6 protein-coding genes are annotated in these 17,994 nt (G+C 76.1%); all 6 read right to left on the bottom strand.

Annotated features, from left to right (window positions below; genetic code table 11):
- Nucleotides 1-11: 11 nt before the first annotated feature.
- The 6 genes from ACFYOS_RS30125 to ACFYOS_RS30100 all read right to left on the bottom strand — a co-directional run bounded on the left by ACFYOS_RS30125 (nucleotide 12) and on the right by ACFYOS_RS30100 (nucleotide 17,983).
- Entirely contained in the window at nucleotides 12-5,507 is a 5,496-nt protein-coding gene (locus ACFYOS_RS30125; RefSeq protein WP_387148764.1) for an SDR family NAD(P)-dependent oxidoreductase, read from the bottom strand.
- 90 nt (nucleotides 5,508-5,597) lie between these two features.
- On the bottom strand, nucleotides 5,598-9,242 hold the full coding sequence (locus ACFYOS_RS30120; RefSeq protein WP_387148762.1) for an amino acid adenylation domain-containing protein: 3,645 nt from the start codon (nucleotides 9,240-9,242) through the stop codon (nucleotides 5,598-5,600).
- A complete protein-coding gene (locus ACFYOS_RS30115) occupies nucleotides 9,239-12,421 on the bottom strand; it encodes a lantibiotic dehydratase (RefSeq protein WP_387148760.1) in 3,183 nt (1,060 codons plus the stop codon). The genes ACFYOS_RS30120 and ACFYOS_RS30115 overlap by 4 nt, the downstream gene beginning before the upstream one ends.
- A complete protein-coding gene (locus ACFYOS_RS30110; protein ID WP_387148758.1) occupies nucleotides 12,418-14,148 on the bottom strand; it encodes a beta-ketoacyl synthase N-terminal-like domain-containing protein in 1,731 nt (576 codons plus the stop codon). Before ACFYOS_RS30110 ends, ACFYOS_RS30115 begins: the two co-directional genes overlap by 4 nt.
- Nucleotides 14,145-16,613, bottom strand: a complete 2,469-nt coding sequence (locus ACFYOS_RS30105; RefSeq protein WP_387148756.1) for an amino acid adenylation domain-containing protein — start codon at nucleotides 16,611-16,613, stop codon at nucleotides 14,145-14,147. The genes ACFYOS_RS30110 and ACFYOS_RS30105 overlap by 4 nt, the downstream gene beginning before the upstream one ends.
- Complete coding sequence (locus ACFYOS_RS30100) at nucleotides 16,613-17,983, bottom strand: DUF6002 family protein (protein WP_387148754.1); 1,371 nt, start codon at nucleotides 17,981-17,983, stop codon at nucleotides 16,613-16,615. The genes ACFYOS_RS30105 and ACFYOS_RS30100 overlap by 1 nt, the downstream gene beginning before the upstream one ends.
- Nucleotides 17,984-17,994: the final 11 nt, after the last annotated feature.

Here is a 17,994-nt window from a genome sequence, read left to right as displayed (position 1 = left end):
CTTTCGTGCGCTCAGCCGCGGGGCAGCCGGGGGATGGTCGGGGTGGCCGGGTCGGCGGCGGGGGTCGCCGCGGGCTCCTCGGCCCGCATCTGTTCGATCAACGCGGCCAGCTCGGCGATGGTGGGCCGTTCGAACAGGCTGCGCATCGGCAGCCGTACCCCGACCGCCTTGCGCATCGCGGCGATCAGTTGGACCGCGACCAGCGAGTTGCCGCCGAGTTCGAAGAAGTCGTCGTCGACGCCGATGTCGTCCACGCCGAGGTTGTCCCGCCACACCGCGGCGATCGCGGCCGCCAGCCCGCCGGCCGGGAGGGCCGAGCCGCCGCCGGTGGTCGACGTGCCGACCGCCGGTTCCGGCCCGCTGTCGGTCACCCGGCGCCGGGTCCGGGTCAGGACGTCGTCCACGGACCGGGTGGTGATCACCACCTGGGGTCCGAGCCCCGCCGCCAGGCTCCGGTGGAAGGCCTCGGCCCCCTCGGCGGGACTGATCGCCCCGGTGGATCCGGCCGGCGCGACGTCCGCCGGCTCGACCCGCACCGCCGCCGGCGCGGCCGCGGCGAGGTCGCCGGTCACCGCCGCCCGGTCCACCCGGCGCAGGACGAACTCGCTGATCGCGACGAGTTCCCGGCCGTCGGGGTCGACAAGCGACAGGTCGGCCACGACCACGTCCCCGGTGGTGGTTGCCCGGTGCCGCAGGTGGCTGTAGAAGGTGGCCGGCAGTTCGCCCCGCACGACCACGCGACCGTACGACAGCGGCAGGTAGTTCCCCTCGCCACGGGCGCGGCCGAACGCGGTGGCCACGTCCAGCATCGCCGGGTGGAGCCCCCAGGCCGCCAGGTCACCGGCGGCCACCGGCGGCGCCTCGATCCGGGCCAGTTCCTCACCGTCGCCCACGTGGTGCTCCCGCAGCACGTCCCAGCGCGGCCCGAAACTCACCATCCCGGTCCGGGGCGGGCCGGAACCCTGCCCGTCGTCGATCCGCCGGCACCGGGCGAGCACCGCGGCGAGGTCCAGCACCGGGGCGTCGCCCGCCGCGGTCCAACCCGCCGATCCGCGTACGTGGGTGCGGGTGCGTCCCCCGGACCGGCTGCGGACCTCGAACGTGCCGTCCTCGGTGGACAGCTCGACCCGGTACTGCGCCACGGCACCCTCCGGCACCGCGAACGGCTCCAGGAAGGCCACGTCGGTCAGCTCGACGACCTGCCCGGCGCCGGGCGCTGGCACGGCGTTGGCGACCGCGGCGCGGGCGCACTCCAGGTGTCCGGTGCCGGGCACCACCGGCACACCCGCGATCCGGTGCTCGTCCAGCACCCAGTGGGTGGTGGCCGAGACGACACCGTGCACGACGACCCCGTCCGGACCGCCGACCCGGGTGGTCAGCACCGGGTGCGTGACCGGCCCGGTCTCCTGGTCCGCCCGACGGAGCGTGGCGGAGGTGGTCTCGACGGCCATCCCGACCTCCGCCCAGCCGCCCCAGTTCTGCGACAGCACCGGGGCCCGCCAGCCCTGACCGGCCCGGGCGTACGCGTCGAGGAAGGCGTTGGCCGCGCAGTAGTCGACCTGACCGAACCCGCCGGCCAGCGCGGTGACCGAGGAACAGAGCACCACGAAGTCCAGCGGCAGGTCACCGAAGACCTGGGCCAGGGCGAGGGTGCCGGCGAGCTTCGGCGCGAGCACCCGCTCGGCGTCGGCCCGCGCCTTGAGCTCGGCCACCCCGCCGCCCGGCAGGCCGGCGGCGTGCACGATGCCGTCCAGCCCGCCGAACGCCGCCTCGGCCTCGGCGCGTACCCGCCGCAGGTCGGCCGGGTCGGTCACGTCTGCGGCCAGCACCAGCACCTCGGCCCCGGCGCGCTCCATCCGACGGATCGCGGCGACGGCCCGACCGACCCGGTCGGTGGGCGCGCTGCCGTGCACCGCCAGGTAGCCGTCCCATTCCTCGCGGGGCGGCAGCCCGGAGCGGGCCAGCAGCACCAGCCGCGCCCGTACCCGCGTGGCGAAGTCCTCGGCCAGGGTGATGCCGAGGCCGCCGAGGCCGCCGGTGATCAGGTAGCGGCCGCCCTCGCGCAGCGCCCCGGTCTCGGCCGCACCGTCCAGGCGGACCGGCTCGAACCCGGACACCCAGCGGCGCATACCGCGCAGCGCCACCTCGGCGGGCCCGTCGTCGGCCGGTCGGCGCAGCTCGGCCACCACCGCGGCCACATCGGTGGCGGCCGGGTCGGCGTCGATCAGGCGGACCCGCAGCCCGGGCTGTTCGACCGGGAGCACCCGGGCCAGCCCGGCCAGGGTGGCGTGCTCCGGTCGGCGCAGGTCGCCGCCGACGGGGTCGCCGACGCCCGAGGTGACCAGGTCCAGCCGGACCGGCTCGGCGCCCTCCTCACCGGCGGTCAGCCCCGCCGCGGCGAGGGCCTGGACCAGGTGCAGCGCGCTGAAGAACCCGAGGTCCTGGGCGGCCCAGGCGGCGGCCCCGTCGGTGCCGGCCGGCTCGCCGTCCAGCGCCCACGCGTGCACGACCCGGCCCGGCGCACCGACGGCGGACAGCGCCTCGACCAGGGCGTCGTGGTCCTCGCGTACCCCCGGTCGGAGCTGGAAGCCGTGCGGCGTCGGACCGAAGCCCGGTCCCGGCCGCACCTCGACCAGCTCGGCGCCGGCGGCGCGAAGCGCGTCGGCCACCGCGGCACCGCGCGGGCCGTCGACGAAGGCCAGGCAGCGGCCGACCGGCGCGGTACGCGGGTCGGGCGGGGCCTGGCGCCAGGTCGGCACGGCGAACCAGTCGGCGAGTTGCCGCGGCCCGCTCGGCGGTGCGGCGGCCACCATCGGCTGGTCCGGGTCCGGGTCCACCCAGTGCCGGGTGCGCTCGAACGGGTAGACCGGCAGCGGCACCCGCGACAGCACGGGGCCGTCGTCGTCCGCACCGGGCAGGGCCCGCACCGGCGTGCCGCGTACCCACAGCGCGCTCAGCGCCCCGGACAACGTGGCCAGGTCGCCCGTCGACTCGGCCGGGCCGGGCAGGCTGGCCAACGGGGCGAGGGCCCGCTGCGCCGATGCGGCCCGAGCCACCTGCATGCGGGCCAGGCCGGCCAGCTGCCGGCCAGGCCCACACTCGACCAGCGACCAGGTCCCCTCGGCCAGCAGGGTCGCCACGCAGGCGCCGAACCGGACCGGCTGCCGCAGGTGGGTGGCCCAGTACCCGGGATCGGTCGCCTGGCCGTCGGTGATCCAGGTGCCGGTCACGTTGGACAGGAACCGGGTCCGCGGGCGGCCGAGCGGGACCGCGGCGACCACCTGGGTGAACTCGGCCAGGATCGGTTCCATCATCGGTGAGTGGAACGCGTGCGACGTGCGCAGCTTCTTGGTCTTGCCGGGCAGGCTGTCGGCGAACGCCGCGACCGCCGCGGTCTCGCCGGCCACCACGCAGGCGCCGGGCCCGTTCACCGTGGCGATGGTGACCCCGGCCGGCAGCCGGGCGGCCACCTCGGACTCGTCGGCGGCGACGGCGAGCATCGAGCCGGCCGGCATCGACTGCATCAGCCGGCCCCGGGCGGCGACCACCCGCAGCGCGTCGGGCAGCGTGAACACCCCGGCCAGGGTGGCCGCGACGTACTCGCCGATCGAATGCCCGATCATCGCCGCCGGGCGTACGCCGAGCAGCTCCCAGGTGACGGCGAGGGCGTACTCGACGGTGAACAGGGCCGGCTGGGTGTACCGGGTCTCGGTCAGCTTCTCCTCGGCGTCCGGGTCCCGGCCGAGGATCAGGTCACGGATGTCCAGCCCGAGGTGCGGCTCGAGCAGCTGGGCGCACTCGTCCACCACCCGGGCGTACCCGGGCTCCTCGGCGTAGAGCCGGGCGCCCGTGCCGGCGTACTGGGCGCCCTGGCCGGAGAAGAGGAACGCCACCGGCGGCGCGGCGCCGTCGACGACGCCGCTCTGCCGGCGCCGCTTGTCCCGCAGCGCGGCGACCGCCTCGGGCAGGTCCTCGGCGACCACGCTCACCCGGTGCGGATACTCCGGGCGACCGACGCGCAGCGTGTGCGCCACGTCGGCGAGGTCGTCCGTGGCGTCCGCCAGGTGCTCGGCGAGCTGGTCGACGGCGCGGTCCAGCGCGGTCGCCGTCCGCGCCGAGAGCCGCAGCACCCGGGGACGGCGGGACCGGGACCGCCGGGCCACCGACAGCCCCTCCGGCGCCTCCTGGAGGATCACGTGGGCGTTGGTGCCGCCGATGCCGAAGGAGCTGACGCCGGCCCGCCGGGGTCCCCCGTCGGTCTCCCACTTGGTCAGGGCGCTGGCCACGTGGAACGGCGTCGCCGCGAAGTCGATGGCCGGGTTCGGCCGCTCGTAGTTGATGGTCGGCGGGATCAGCCGGTGTTCCATCGCCAGCACCGTCTTGATCACCCCGACGATGCCGGCGGGCTGGCTGAGGTGGCCGATGTTCGACTTCACCGAGCCGAGCGCGCACCAGCCCCGCTCGCCGGTGCCCCGCCCGTACACGGCGGAGAGCGCGGCGACCTCGATCGGGTCGCCCACCGCGGTGCCGGTGCCGTGCGCCTCAAGGTAGGTGACGGTCCGCGGATCGATCCCGGCCGTGCCGACCGCCTGGGCGACCGCGGCCATCTGACCCTCGACGCTGGGCGCGGTGAACCCGGCCTTCTGCGCGCCGTCGTTGTTGATCGCGTTGCCGAGGATCAGCGCGCGGACGGCGTCCCCGTCGGCGATCGCGTCGGAGAGCCGCTTGACCAGGGTGACCCCGACTCCGCTGCCCCACACCGTGCCGTTCGCCCCGGCGTCGAACGGCCGGCAACGTCCGTCCGGCGAGGTGAACCCGTCCATGCCCAGGTAGCCGATGCCGTGCGGCATCTCCAGGTTGACCCCACCGGCGAGCGCCATGTCGCACTCCCCGTTGCGCAGCGCCTCGCAGGCCAGGTGGAGCGCGACCAGGGAGGTCGAGCAGGCGGTCTGCACGGTCAGGCTGGGCCCGCGCAGGTTGAGCCGGTAGGAGGGGGTGGTGCTCACGTAGTTCGGCGAGTTCCCGGTGCTGATGGAGACCACGCTGCTCGGCGAAGCGCTGACCCGGCGGTTGCGCATGATGTTGTCGCGCAGGTAGCCCTGGCTGCCGGTGCCGCCGTACACGCCGACCGACCCCTCGTAGCGGCCCGGGTCGTAGCCGGCGTCCTGCAGCGCGACGTAGCACGCCTCGAGGAAGAGCCGGTGCTGCGGGTCCATCACCTCGGCTTCCCGGGGGGTCAGCCCGAACACTCCGGCGTCGAAGCGGTCGAAGCCCTCGATGACCGGCGCCCGGGCGACCCAGCCCGGATCGTCCACCTCGGAGAGTTTGGCGCCGCGGGCCAGTTGCTCCGCCCGGCTGAACGTGGTGACCGACTCGACGCCGTCCACCAGGTTGCGCCAGAACTGCCGGACGTCGTCGGCGCCGGGCACGCGGGCGGCCAGCCCGACGATGGCCAGCGGCTCGACCCCGTCCTCGGGAAGGATGTCGGAGAGGTTGTGGAGGACCACGGCGATTCCTCTATCTTTCGGCGCCGCTGACGCGGCGGGACGGTTGACGACGGACTCGGCGGCGGACCCCGACCGGCGGCACGGGCCGCGTCACGGTTCGGCCCGCCCGGGGGCGCGGGTGGGGCGCCGGGACTGCCGGCCGCGCGCCCGCGACCGGCGGTCCGCGGCGCGTTGCAGGGCCAACTGGATCCCGTCCGCGTTCTCCGCGCCGTCCAGGAAGGCGGCCAGGGCGCGGACGTTGGGATAGCGGAACAGGTCCACCAGGGCGATCTCACGACCGATCGCCTCGGCGAGCCGGTGCTGCAGCTCGGCCATGGCCAGCGAGTGGCCGCCGAGGTCGTAGAAGCTGTCGGCGGCGCCCACCCGATCGACGCGCAGCGTCTCCCGCCACACCCGGGCCACCAGTTCCTCGGTCGGACCGGTCGGCGCGACCGGATCGGCCCCCGCCGTAGGGGCGGCCGGGGTCGGGCCGGCCGGGGCGGGCGGCGGGGTCGGCCGGACCGCGCCCTGCCGGACCCGCACCAGCGCGGCGGGGGTCGGCACGGAGTCCGCCGGTCGTGCGGGCCCGGCGGTGAGCGCGTCCAGCACCGCCAGGTAACCGTCGAGCAGGTCGGCGATCCGGGCGGCGGCGAACAGGTCCGGGTTGTAGACCGCGTCCAGCGCCAGCACGCCGTCCCGCTCGACCAGGTAGAGGGTGAGGTCGAACGGCGAACCCGGCAGACCGGCGGACACCCGCTCGGCGACCAGGTCCGGCAGCTCCAGGGCCGGTTCGGCGAAGTTGAACACGTTGAACAGCACCTGGACCAGCGGTGGGCGGGCCGGGTCCCGGGGTACCGACAGCTCCTGGACGATCCGCTCCAGCGGCGCGTTCGGGTGGGCCAGCACGTCGAGCAGCTCCTGCCGGCAGGCCAGCACCTGGTCGGTGAAGCTACGCGCGCCGTCGGGGCGTACCCGCACCGGCGCGATGTCCACGAAGAACCCGACGAGGTCGGCGACCGCGGCCAGCCGGCGATCGGCAACCACCACCCCCACCACGTGGTCGTCGCGGTCGACCAGTCGCCGCAGCACCTCGCCGAAGGCGGCCAGCAGGACGGTGGACGGGGTGGCGCCGAGCCGGTTGGCCAGGTCGCGTACCCGGGCGTCGAGCGCCGGTGGGAACGGCGCGGTGGCGAACGCGCCGGAGTAGGTCTGGGCGGGCGGGCGTACCCGGTCGGCGGGCAGTTCCAGCACGGTCGGCGCGCCGGCCAGGTGGGCGGTCCACCAGGCGAGGTCGTCCGCTCCGCGCAGCCGGTCCCGGGCCGCCCGCCAGACCGCGTAGTCGGCGTACGTCGCGGGCAGCGGCTCCAGCGGCGGCGCGCCGTCCCGGGCTGCCCGGTAGGCGGTGGCCAGCTGGTCGTAGAGCACCGCCTGGGACCAGCCGTCGAACACGGCGTGGTGGAAGGTCATCGCCAGGACGTGGTCGTCGACGTCCAGCCGGTACAGCTCGGCCCGCCACACCGGCCCGGTGGCCAGGTCGAAGCGGGTCGCCGTCCCGGCCTGCAACCGGTCCCGCAGCGCGTTCTCCCGGTCGGCCGGAGCGACGCCGGACAGGTCGACCACGGTCAGCGGCACGTCGGACGGCGGGTCGCAGACCACGTGCGGCGCGCCGGCCACCCGGGTGATCCGCCAGCGCAGCACCTCGTGCCGGTCGGCGACGGCCCGCAGCGCGGCGCGCAACGCGGTCAGCTCCAACGGGCCGCGCAGCCGCTCCGCCATCGCCGTGTTGTAGGCCGCCGAGTCGGGCGCGAGCTGGTCCAGGAACCACAGCCGGCGCTGGGACGGGGACAGGGTCGGTGGCTGACCCGGGACCAGCTCCGGCTCGCCGAGCGGCGGCGCGCCGGCGACCCGGGCGGCCAGACCGCCGAGGGTCCGGCTGTCGAAGACGTCCTCCACCGAGACGTCCCGGCCGATCTCGTCGCGGAGCAGGGCGACCAGCCGCATCGCCGACAGCGAGGTCCCGCCGGCGGCGAAGAAGTCGTTTGCCCGGTCCGTGGTGGGCCCGCCGAGCACCCGCCGCCAGGCGTCGGCGACCGCCCGCTGCTGGGCCGCGCCGCGCGCGTCGGCGGGCCCGCCGGCCGGCGGGGCGTCGGCGCCGACCGGCGTCGCGCCGGACGAGCCGGTCGGCGCGGCGAACGCGGCGGCGGCCAGCTCACCGAGGCGTACCGCGTCGCGCTTGCCCGACGGGGTGAGCGGCAGCTCGTCCCGCCGGAGCAGCCGCCGGGGCACCATCACGTCCGGCACCCGCTGGCGCAGGAACTCGAACAGCTCGTCGTCCGACGGCGATCCGGCGGGCGTCACCACGGCGACCAGTTCGGTGCCCGCCGGGCCGTCGACCGGCACCACCGCCGCGTCGCGGACCTGCGGGTGCCCGCCCAGCACCGCCTCCACCTCGCCGAGTTCCACCCGCTGGCCGCGGACCTTGACCTGCCGGTCGATCCGGCCGAGGAAGAGCAGTTGCCCCTCGGGCAGCCAGACCGCGCGGTCGCCGGTGCGGTACAGCCGGGCGCCCGGCTCGCCGGAGAACGGGTCCGGCACGAACCGCTCGGCGGTCAGGCCGGGGCGGCCCAGGTAGCCGCGGGCCAGGCCGATCCCGCCGATCAGCACCTCGCCCGGGGTGCCGGGCGGCACCGGCGCGCCGTCGGCGTCGACCAGATGGATCCGGTGGTTGGGCAACGGCCGGCCCATCGGCACCGGCCCGTCCCACGATCCGCTCGCCCGGTAGCCGGTGACGCAGACGGTCGCCTCGGTGGGGCCGTAGCCGTTGGAGAACCAGCGGGTCGGTCGCTCCATCGGCCCGGCCCAGCGGGCGATCTGCTCCGGGGCGGGCGCCTCGATTCCGGTGAAGACCGTACGCCAGTGCGGCAGCCGGTCCGGGTCCAGCAGCGGCAGCAGCGCGGCCGGCAGGCACCCCCAGGTGACCCCGTGCGCCTCGGCGAAGCGCTGCAGCCGGGCCGGGTCGACCCGGTCGGCGTCCGGCACCAGGGCGATCTCGCCACCGGCGACCAGCGGGATGAACAGGTCCTGCACCGACGCGTCGAAGCCGAGCGGGGCGAAGCCGAAGGCCCGGCAGCTCTCGTCCGCGCCGCTGTAGGCCCCGAACGCCGTCACGTGCGCGACGACGCTGCGGTGGCTGACCACGACCCCCTTGGGCCGGCCGGTCGACCCGGAGGTGTAGAGCACATAGGCGGCGTTGTCCGGCCGGGCCTGGCAGGCGACGGCCGGAGAAGCGCCGACCGGCTCGACGGGGACGTCCACCAGGCGCAGGTCCAGCTCGGGCAGCGCCTCGCGGCCGGCCTTGTCGACCACCACGGCCGCCAGCCCCGCGTCCCGGGCGATCTCCCGGAGCCGTCGGTGCGGGTGGGCGCGGTCCAGCGGGACGTAGCACCCGCCGGCGAGCAGCACGCCGAGCACCGCCACGAGCAGGCCCGGCCGCCGCTCGGCGCAGATCCCGACCCGGGTCTCCGGGCCGACGCCGTGGCCGCGCAGGGTGGCCGCCAGCGCCCCGGCCCGGTCGACCAGCTCGGCGTAGCTGAGCACCTCCTGCCACTGCCGCACGGCGACCGCGGCGTCGCGGCGGGCGGCGGTGGCGAGGATGAGGTCGGCCAGGGTGGCCTCGGGATAGCCCCACACCGGTCCGACCGCGTACGGGTCGATCGCCGCCGCGCTGGCGGGAGCGGCGGTGAGCGCCTCGGTCATCGGGTCACCTCCGTCGTCGCGGCCGGGGCCGGGTCGACCACCTGGATCCGCAGTTCGGACTGGTACCGGCGGCCCTGACCGTCCGGAACCCAGGCCTGGTCCGGGCCGGGCAGCGACTCGCTGACCACGACCGTCACCCCACCGCCGGCCTGCTGCCGGGCGGCGCGGACCATCGCGCACAGCGACGATGCGAACAGCGGGCTGGACAGGTCCACGTAGCAGGGCTTCGTCTCGGTGGAGAGCTTCACGTAGACCTGTTCCGGCAGCCCCAGCGACCGGCGCCAGCGCCGCACCGCGAGGTACCGGCCGAGGCTGCCGGTGGCGTCGGCCAGCCCCGACTCGTCGATGGTGGTCCGCCAGGTCTCCCGGACGGCGACCAGCCGGTCGATCGTGACGCGCGGCGTGTGCGGCCGGGCGCTGACCAGCTTGAAGCCATCGGCGGCGTGCATCGACAACAGCTCGCTGAACACCTCCAGCAGCGGCCACGGTCCGTGCCCGGCGCCGTCGACCACCAGTTCCCCACCGACGGCCCGCACCCGCAGGGCGGTGATCGGCACGCAGTCCGGCTTGGCCCCGGGGGCCGGCACGAAGGCGAGTTGGACGTCCGTGGGGTGCTGCAGGGCGAAGGTCACCCGGGCCGTGTGCCGGGGCATCGACGGCGGAAAGAGCAGCCGTACCCGGCCGGGGCCGAGGTCCGCGGCCAGCCACTCCGCGAGCCGCTCGGGGGCGTCGTGGCCGGAGACGAACACCGAGTTGTCCAGCGTGGACCAGGCGGTGTGCAGCTCGCCGAGCACGACGGTCGCCTCGCCCCGGTCGATGTCGTCCACGTCGGCGGCGCAGATCTGCAGGTCGGGACTGTGGATCCGCCCCGCCGACCAGCCGGGGCGGGTGGCCGGGAAGAGGTCGTCGACCCGGGCGGCCAAGTCGGCGGCGGACAGCTCCACCCGCCGGGTCCGCCCCACCGGGTGGTCGTCGAGCCCGGTCAGCCGGCCGAACCGGGCCGCCAGCTCGGCCACGACCGCGTCGATCGGCCGCTCCCCGGCCCCGAACAGCGGCCCCTGGGCCAGGAACCAGAAGTCCGCGAAGGACACCTCCGGTTCACCCGTCTCGGCGGCCAGTTCCTCGTAGAGGCCCCGGAACGCCGTCCCGTACGCCCCGGCGATCGCCACGGTCAGCCAGCGGGCCGCCCGGAGCAGCACGTCCAGCGGCGCGGCCACCAGGTCCAGCACCGCCCGGCCGAGCGTCACGTCGAGGTTCCGGACGGTGTCCTCGTAGCAGACCGCCCGGCCGGCGTACGTCTCACCCGCCCGGTGCAGGGCGGGCTGGCCGGTCAGCGTGGTGAAGTCGGCGTGCAGCCGCTGCAGCGCCCGGTGCAGCCGGTCCGGGTCCCCGGCTGCCGCCGCGACCTCGTCCCGCGCCGCCCACAGCCGGGCGAAGTCGGCCTCGACCGGCCCGCGCACCTCCGCCTCCGCGATCCCGGCGATCAGCTCGCGCAATCGCGCCTCGGCCGCGCCGCTCATCGGCAGGGACACCCCCCACCAGGCCAGCCCGCGCTCGACCAGCCGGTCCAGCGTCAGGTAGACGGTGTCGTCGGTGCGCAGCCCACGCGGCGCGGCCGGCTCCTCCGCCACCAGGCACCGGGCGATCTCGATCACCGGGGTCCGACCGTCCAGCCGGGCGACCACCGCCGCCTCGGCGGAGCTGAGGACGACCGGTGGCGCGGCGGGACGGGCCACCCGGCGTTCGTCGGCAAGGCGGAACGGCGGATGCAACGCGGCCGGCAACCACCGGCGGACGGCCGGATCGGCGGCGACCCGGTCGCCGAAGGCCGCCAGCGCCCGCCACTCGAAGGAGACCATCCGGCGCCGGACCAGTCCCGGTCCCGCCGTGACGATGCTCGTCGGGGTCCGCTCGGTCAGCGTCGCCCAGCAGATCGGCCCGAAGAAGCCGATGGTGTCGTTCTTCGCCGTGTACCGCTGCCAGTACCGGCCGATGGCCTGCTCGCGGGCGCGTCGCTTGTCGTGGCTCCGCTCGTCCGGGCCGCCCCGGCGCACCGAGTCGAACGCGCTGAGCACGTTGAGGTTCTGCCAGGTCACCGCCTCCCGGAACAGCGGGTCGCCGGCCAGGTCGTAGACCGCCTTGCTGGTCTCGGCCACCGCCGCGGCCAGCACCGGCAGCAGCTCGGCCTCCGGCACCGTGCCGTCGAGGTAGGCGTCCGCCGTCGCGGCCAGCTCGGGCGCGGTCAGCCGCAGCACCCCGTCGGCCGGGAAGCCGGCGGCCCGTAGCACGCCCTCGCGCCACACCCGCCAGCCACCGCTGCCGAGCGGGATCAGGTGCTCACCTTCCGGGCCCGGCGGCACGGTCTCGGCCGGACGAACGGCGCCGGTCGCGGTGGTCGCCGGGGCACCGGTGGCCGCGAGCAGGTCCGCGCCGACCAGTGCGGCCACGTCGACCGCCCGCTCGGTGACGAACAGGTGGCCACCCTGGACGGTACGCAGCGTGCAGCCGGCGGCGGCGTGCTCCGCCCAGGCGGCCATGGTCGCCGCGTCGGCGTCCGGGTCGTCGGTGCCGGCCAGGCAGACGATCGGCACCGGCACCGGCGCGTCCGGCCGGTACGTGTACCGGTTGAGCCAGTCGAAGTCGGCCCGCAGCGCCGGCAGGATCAGCTCCAGCAGCTCCGGGACGTCGCGCAGTCCGGCCGGCAGGCCGCCCAGCTCGGCGATCCGGCGCAGGAACTCCTCGTCCGGCAACTCGGCGATGGGGGCCAGCGTGTCCGGCAGCTGCGGCGGACGGCTTCCGCCCAGGTAGAGCCGGCTCGGCAGCCGCGCGCCCAGGCGGCGCAGTGCCCGGACCACCTCGAAGGCGAGCAGGCCGCCCATGCTGTGCCCGTACATGGCGTAGGGCCGGTCGGCCCGCTGCCGGACCGCCTCGACCACGTCGGCCAGGTCGAAGGTGGGCGGTTCGGTGATCCGCGCCTCCCGCCCGGGCAACGCCAGCACGGCCAGTTCCACGCCGGCCGGCAGGGCCGCCGGCCAGTCCCGGAAGGTGCTCGGGCCGGCGCCGGCGGGCGGCAGGCCGAGCAGCAGCGGACCGGCCGTGGTCGGGCGTCCCAGGGTGACGAACCACGGTGCCGCCGGGGGCACCGCGCCACCCGCCGGTCGGATGTCAAGTTGGCTCATGGCCGGCCTCCGCTCTGCCGGGCAACCTCGGGCGGCTCGATCCAGTGCCGGTCACGTTGGAACGGATAGCCGGGCAGCGGCACCCGTCGCCCGTCGGGCGCGGGAACCTCACCGCCGCGCCGCCACTCGGCGGCGCGGTCGCGCAGCTCGGCCGGGGCGTCCGCGGGCACCGCGAGGTCCGGGTCGCGCCCGTCGGCCAGCGACCGCAGCGCCGCGACGGCCTCGGACCGGCCCCGGGCCACGACGGCGGCCCGGTACGGCAGCCGCCGCCGGCCCACCGTCAGGGTGTACGCCGCGTCGGCGGGCGAACCGCCGGCGTCGACGTGCTCCGCCAGCCGGCCGGCGAGCTGGCGCAGCGCCCGAGGGTCACCGGCGCTCAGCGGCAGCAGGACCCATCGCGGCCCGGCGCCGGCCGCCGGGCGCACCGGCGCTTCCTCCACGAGCACGTGCGCGTTGGTGCCGCCCAGGCCGAAGGAACTGACCCCGGCCCGCCGCGGTCCGGCCCATTTCTGCTCGCCGGTCGTCACCAGGAACGGCGTGGCGGCCAGGTCGACGTCCCGGTGCGCTCGCCGGAAGTGCACCGTGCCGGGGATGACCCCGTGCCGTACGGCGAGCACCGCCTTGATCAGGCCGACCACGCCGGCGGCTGCGTCCAGATTCCCGACGCCGGACTTCACCGAGCCCAGGACGCAGTACCCGGACCGGTCGGTGTGCATCCGGAAGGCCCGGGTCAGCGCCTGGATCTCCAGCGCGTCGCCGACCGCGGTGCCGCTGCCGTGCCCCTCGACGAAGCCGACGTCGCCGGCCTGCCACCCCGCTGCGGCCAGCGCCTCCGCCACCACGGCGGCCTGGCCGGCGACGCCGGGGGCGGTGAAACCAGCCCGGTCGGCGCCGTCGTTGTTGACGGCCCAGCCGGCCAGCACCCCGTAGATGTGGTCGTCGTCCTCGATCGCGTCGGCGAGCCGCTTGAGCAGCACCGCCCCAGCGCCATTGCCGAACACCTGCCCAGAGGCGTCGGCGTCGTACGGCCGGCAGACGCCGTCGGCGGCGAGGGTGCCGCCGGGACGGTGCCGGTAGCCCACCTGCCGGGTGGACACCACCGCCGCTCCCCCGGCGAGCGCCAGGTCGCAGCGGTAGTCGAGCAGGCTCTGCGCCGCCTGGCAGACCGACACCAGCGAGGACGAGCAGGCGGTCTGCACGGCGACCGCCGGGCCGGTCAGGTCCAGCGCGTACGCCACCCGGCTCGGCAGGTAGTCAGAGGTGCTCCCGGCGAGCGCGTCGTCCCAGTCCTCCATCAGGCCACCCGCCGGCTGCACGGCCGGGTTGCCGAGCAGGTGGTGCCGCAGGTAGCGGTTCGCGGCGCAGCCGGCGAAGACGCCGACCTGGGTCTCCGGGTCGGGCCGGGCGTAGCCGGCGTCCTCGAGCGCCCACCAGGCCACCTCGAGGAAGAGCCGGTGCTGCGGATCCAGCCGGGCGGCGTCGGCGGCCGGGTAGCCGAACAGCGCGGCGTCGAAGTCGGTGAGCCCGGCCAGTTGGCCGAAGGCGGGCACGAAGCCGGGGTCGCTGGCGGTCTCGGGCGGCAGCCCGGCCACCGTCAGGTCAGGTACCGAGAACCGCCGTACCGAGTCGACCCCGGCGGTGAGGTTCGCCCAGAACTCGGTCGGCCCGTCGGCGCCGGGCACCCGGCAGGCCAGCCCGATGATCGCGATCCGGTCGTCGTCCGTCATTCCGTCTCCCCTGACCGCGCCCGGCGGCGTCGGCGCATCCGACCGGCGGCACGCAGCAGCGCGCCGTCCTGCTCACCCGCCCCGTCGGCCGGTTCACCGACGCGCAGGTGCGCGGCCAGTCCGGCGACGGTGGGGAACTCGAACAGCCGCACCAGCGGGATCCGCCGCTGCAACGTCGCCTCCAGCCGCGCCTGCACGAGCGCCATCAGCAGCGAGTGGCCCCCCAGGTCGACGAAGGCCGTCTCCCGGCCGACCCGGTCCAGGCCGAGCACCGCGCACCAGGCGGTGGCGATGATCGCCTCCAGCGGGTCGTGGTCGGCGGCCTCGACCACCGGCCCGGACGGCTGCGGAAGGGCGGCGACGTCCAGCTTGCCGGTCACCCCCATGGGCAGGGTGTCCACCAGCACGACGGCGCGCGGCAGCATGAAGTCGGGCAGCCGGACCGCGAGGCCGGCGCGCAGGGCGGTCGGGTCGACCGACGCCTCCGGCGACGGCACGACGTACCCGATGATCTCCTTGTCGCCGGCCCCGGTGCCGCCGGTGCGGGGCCGGGCCACGACGGCGGCCTGCCCGACGCCGGGCAGGGCGGCCAGGGCCGCCTCGACCTCGCCCAGCTCGACCCGGTGGCCGCGCACCTTCACCAGCCGGTCCGCCCGGCCGAGGTAGACCAGCCGGCCGTCGGGCAGCCGCCGGGCCAGGTCTCCGGTCCGGTAGGTCCGCACCCCGTCGTGCTCACCGAACCGGGCGGCGGTCAGGTCCGGCATACGCCAGTAGCCGAGCGCCACGTGCGCCGAGCGGATGACCACCTCACCGGTCAGGCAGGTGGGCCGGCCCGCCGGGTCGAGCAGCAGGACCTCGACGCCGTCCAGCGGGTGGCCGATCGGGACGACCGGGTGGTCCAGCGGCGCGTCCGGCGGGAGGTGGTCCTGGGTGGCGAAGCTGATCTCGGTGGTGCCGTAGCCGTTCACGAACACGGCCGCCGGGGCGAAGTGGCGGCGGGCCAGTTCGACGTCGTGCCGGGTCACCTCCTCGCCGCCGAGCAGCACGGCCCGGATGTCCGGCAGCACCCCGTCCGGGCCGAGGCTGGCGCACAGGTAGCGGTAGACGGTCGGCGTCGAGTGGTAGACGGTGACGCCCCGGTCGGCCAGGGTGCGGGCGAGGTGGCCCAGCCCTTCCCGACGGATGTCCACCGGCACGACGGCGGCGCCGCAGAGCAGCGCGCTGAACGTGTCGGTGACCGCCATGTCGTAGCCGAACGAGGTGAGCACGCTGGTCCGGTCGGCCGGGGTCAGCGCGAAGTTGCGGATGTGGTTGCCGACGCCGAACAGCACGTTGCGGTGGCTCTGCACGACCCCCTTGGGGCTGCCGGTCGACCCGGAGGTGTAGAGCAGGTACGCAGCGTCCTCCGGGCCGGCCGGGGTGGCCAGCCCGGCCGCCAGGTCCGCGAGGTCGGCCGGTTCACCGGCCGGGGCCACTGGTACGACCCGCAGGCCGGGCCGGCCCGCCAGCTCGCGCAACCGGTCCGCCAGGTCGGCGTGCTCGGCGTCGGTGAGCAGCACCTCCGCGTCACTGTCGGCGAGGATGTGGGCCAACCGCTGCGCCGGGAAGGTCGGATCGAGCGGGACGTACGCCCGGCCGGCGGCGAGTGCCGCGAGCAGCGCGACCACCGTGCCGGCGCCGTGCCGGCAGAGCAGCGCGACCTGCCCGCCGGCGCGGGTGCCGGCGGTGGACCGGATGGCGGCGGCGGTGGCGACCGACGCGGCGGCCAGGTCGCGGTAGCTCAGGGCGCCGGTGTCGGCGAGCAGCGCCGGGTGGTCCGGTGTCCGGAGCAACTGCGCGGCGAACGCGGCCGGGATGGTGTCCCCGGGCGCGCGCCCGGTCCGGACGCCGGCACCGCCGTGCAGGTCGCCACGCCGGGGCGCGCGGTGCCGTTCGTACGCGGAGACCGGCAGCAGCCCGGCGGTGCCGGCCCGCTCGTCGTCGGCGAGCGCGGCGAGCAGGGTGACCAGGTCGGCGCGCACCGGTTCGACCAGCTCGTCCGGACAGCCGCCGAGCTCGATCTCCCAGCCCGCCTCGGCGGCCCGGACCGCCAGCGCGATCCCGTCGGCGAAGGGCAGGTCCGGCGTCGGCCCGGCCGGCTCCGCCAAGGGCGCGGCGTCCACTTCGGCACGGCTGGTGGCCGCGGCGGCGAGCGCCTCCCCCACCGGCCGGTCGTCGGTGAGCTCCAGCCGGTACCCGGTCTCCGGGCAGCGGACCGCGACCTCGGCCCGCCCGGTCCAGCGGCGGACCAGCAGGGCCACGGCGACGACCGCCACGACCTGCGGCGGCACCCCGTGGCGGGCGGCGAGGGCGGTCAACCTCCGGCTCGTCCCGGCGTCGACCACGATCCGCGGACGGTGCCCGGCCGGCTCCGGTCCGGGGCTGGTGACCGGCGCCGGGTCCAGCGGGGTCAGGGTCGGGCCCATCAGCGCCCGCCGAGGACCGCCGCGGCGACCTCGTCCACGGTCGACACCTCGGCGTACGGCTCGGCCGTGGCGTAGTCGTCGGCGGTGTAGCAGCCGGAGCCGTGCAGCACGATCTCGCTGCCGGTAGGGACCAGCCCCCGGTCGATCGCGTTGAGCACGCCGGTCAGCGCCATCACGATCGACCACTCGCGCAGCTGCGCGGGATCCGCCGGGAGCGGGCGCGGGCCGGTTGCGAACCAGTCCCGCAGCAGCGGGTAGCGCCGTTCGCACTCGCGCCGCGACACCACGATTCCGTCGCCGCCGAACCGCCGGATGAGGTCGTTCATCGCCGGTGAGGTGACCGGCTCGTGGGTGTAGAAGGTCGGGTCCAGGACCTCGTCCGGGTCGTCGGTGACCTCCGGGAAGTGCGGATCGTCCCGCTGGGTCCACCCGCCGGCCGCCTCGTCCCGGAGGTAGCGGGGCAGGTGCGCGCGGGAGAAGCTGCCGTGCCGCAGGTTGAGCACCATGTCCGGGGTGCCGAGGTGCTGCACGAGCAGGAAACCGGGACGGTCCGCCGGCTCGGCCCGGCCGGTCGCCTCGAGCACGTCCCGGCCCAGGTTGTACCCGAGCAGCCCGTACGCGCTGGAGACGGAGTGCGCGTGCCAGCGCGGCGGGGCCGACGCGGTCGGCGACACGTCGGCCTCGAACGCCGCCCGGGCGGCGTCGGCCACCAGGTAGTTGCGGAGGTCCAGGGAGTACCAGAGGTTCAGCCCGTGCTTGTCGTACGCCTCGGCGGCGTACGCGTCGACGAACGCCCGGCCGAGCGTCTTGACCCCCTCGGGGGCGCCGCCGGTGAACCGCAGCAACGGGTTGAGCGGGCGCAGGGCGGGGTCGCCGGCCAGCCGGTCGGCGCGGAACTTGTGCCGGGTGGACTCCGGCGCGAGGACGACCACCGACAGCTGGTCCGGCGTGACCAGGCCGGCCGCCAACGCCCGCCCCACCGCGTCGCGCAGGGCGACACCCTTGTTGGCGGAGGTGGGGGTGAAGATGCAGATCGCCTCGCCGGTCCGCCGGATGTGCTCGACCGCGCGCGCCACGATGACCATCGAGGCGAAGGTCTTCGTGGTGTGCGTGCCGGGGTTGCCGGTCAGATCCATCAGCTGGACCGGGTGCCCCTGGTACTCCCCGAGCGCCCGCCAGGCAACGGTGGCCGCGGCGAAGAACTCGCGCGTCTGGTCGGTCAGGGCCGGCAGGTCGAAGCCGGGCGCGAAGGCGGGGCTGCCGGCCGGGCCGGCCGGGGTCGCGCCGCACCCGGCGACCGCGGCCGGGATCAGGTCGTAGTAGTCGGTGATCAGGTTGCGGGAGGTGACGATGGGCGGCGTGGTCAGCATCTGGTCTCCTT

This window comes from Micromonospora sp. NPDC005806, from assembly GCF_042871425.1.
In the GTDB taxonomy this organism is placed as follows: Bacteria; Actinomycetota; Actinomycetes; order Mycobacteriales; family Micromonosporaceae; genus Micromonospora.
The sequence above is the reverse complement of the archived record's forward strand: the minus strand, read 5'-3'. Positions and strand labels throughout refer to the sequence as shown.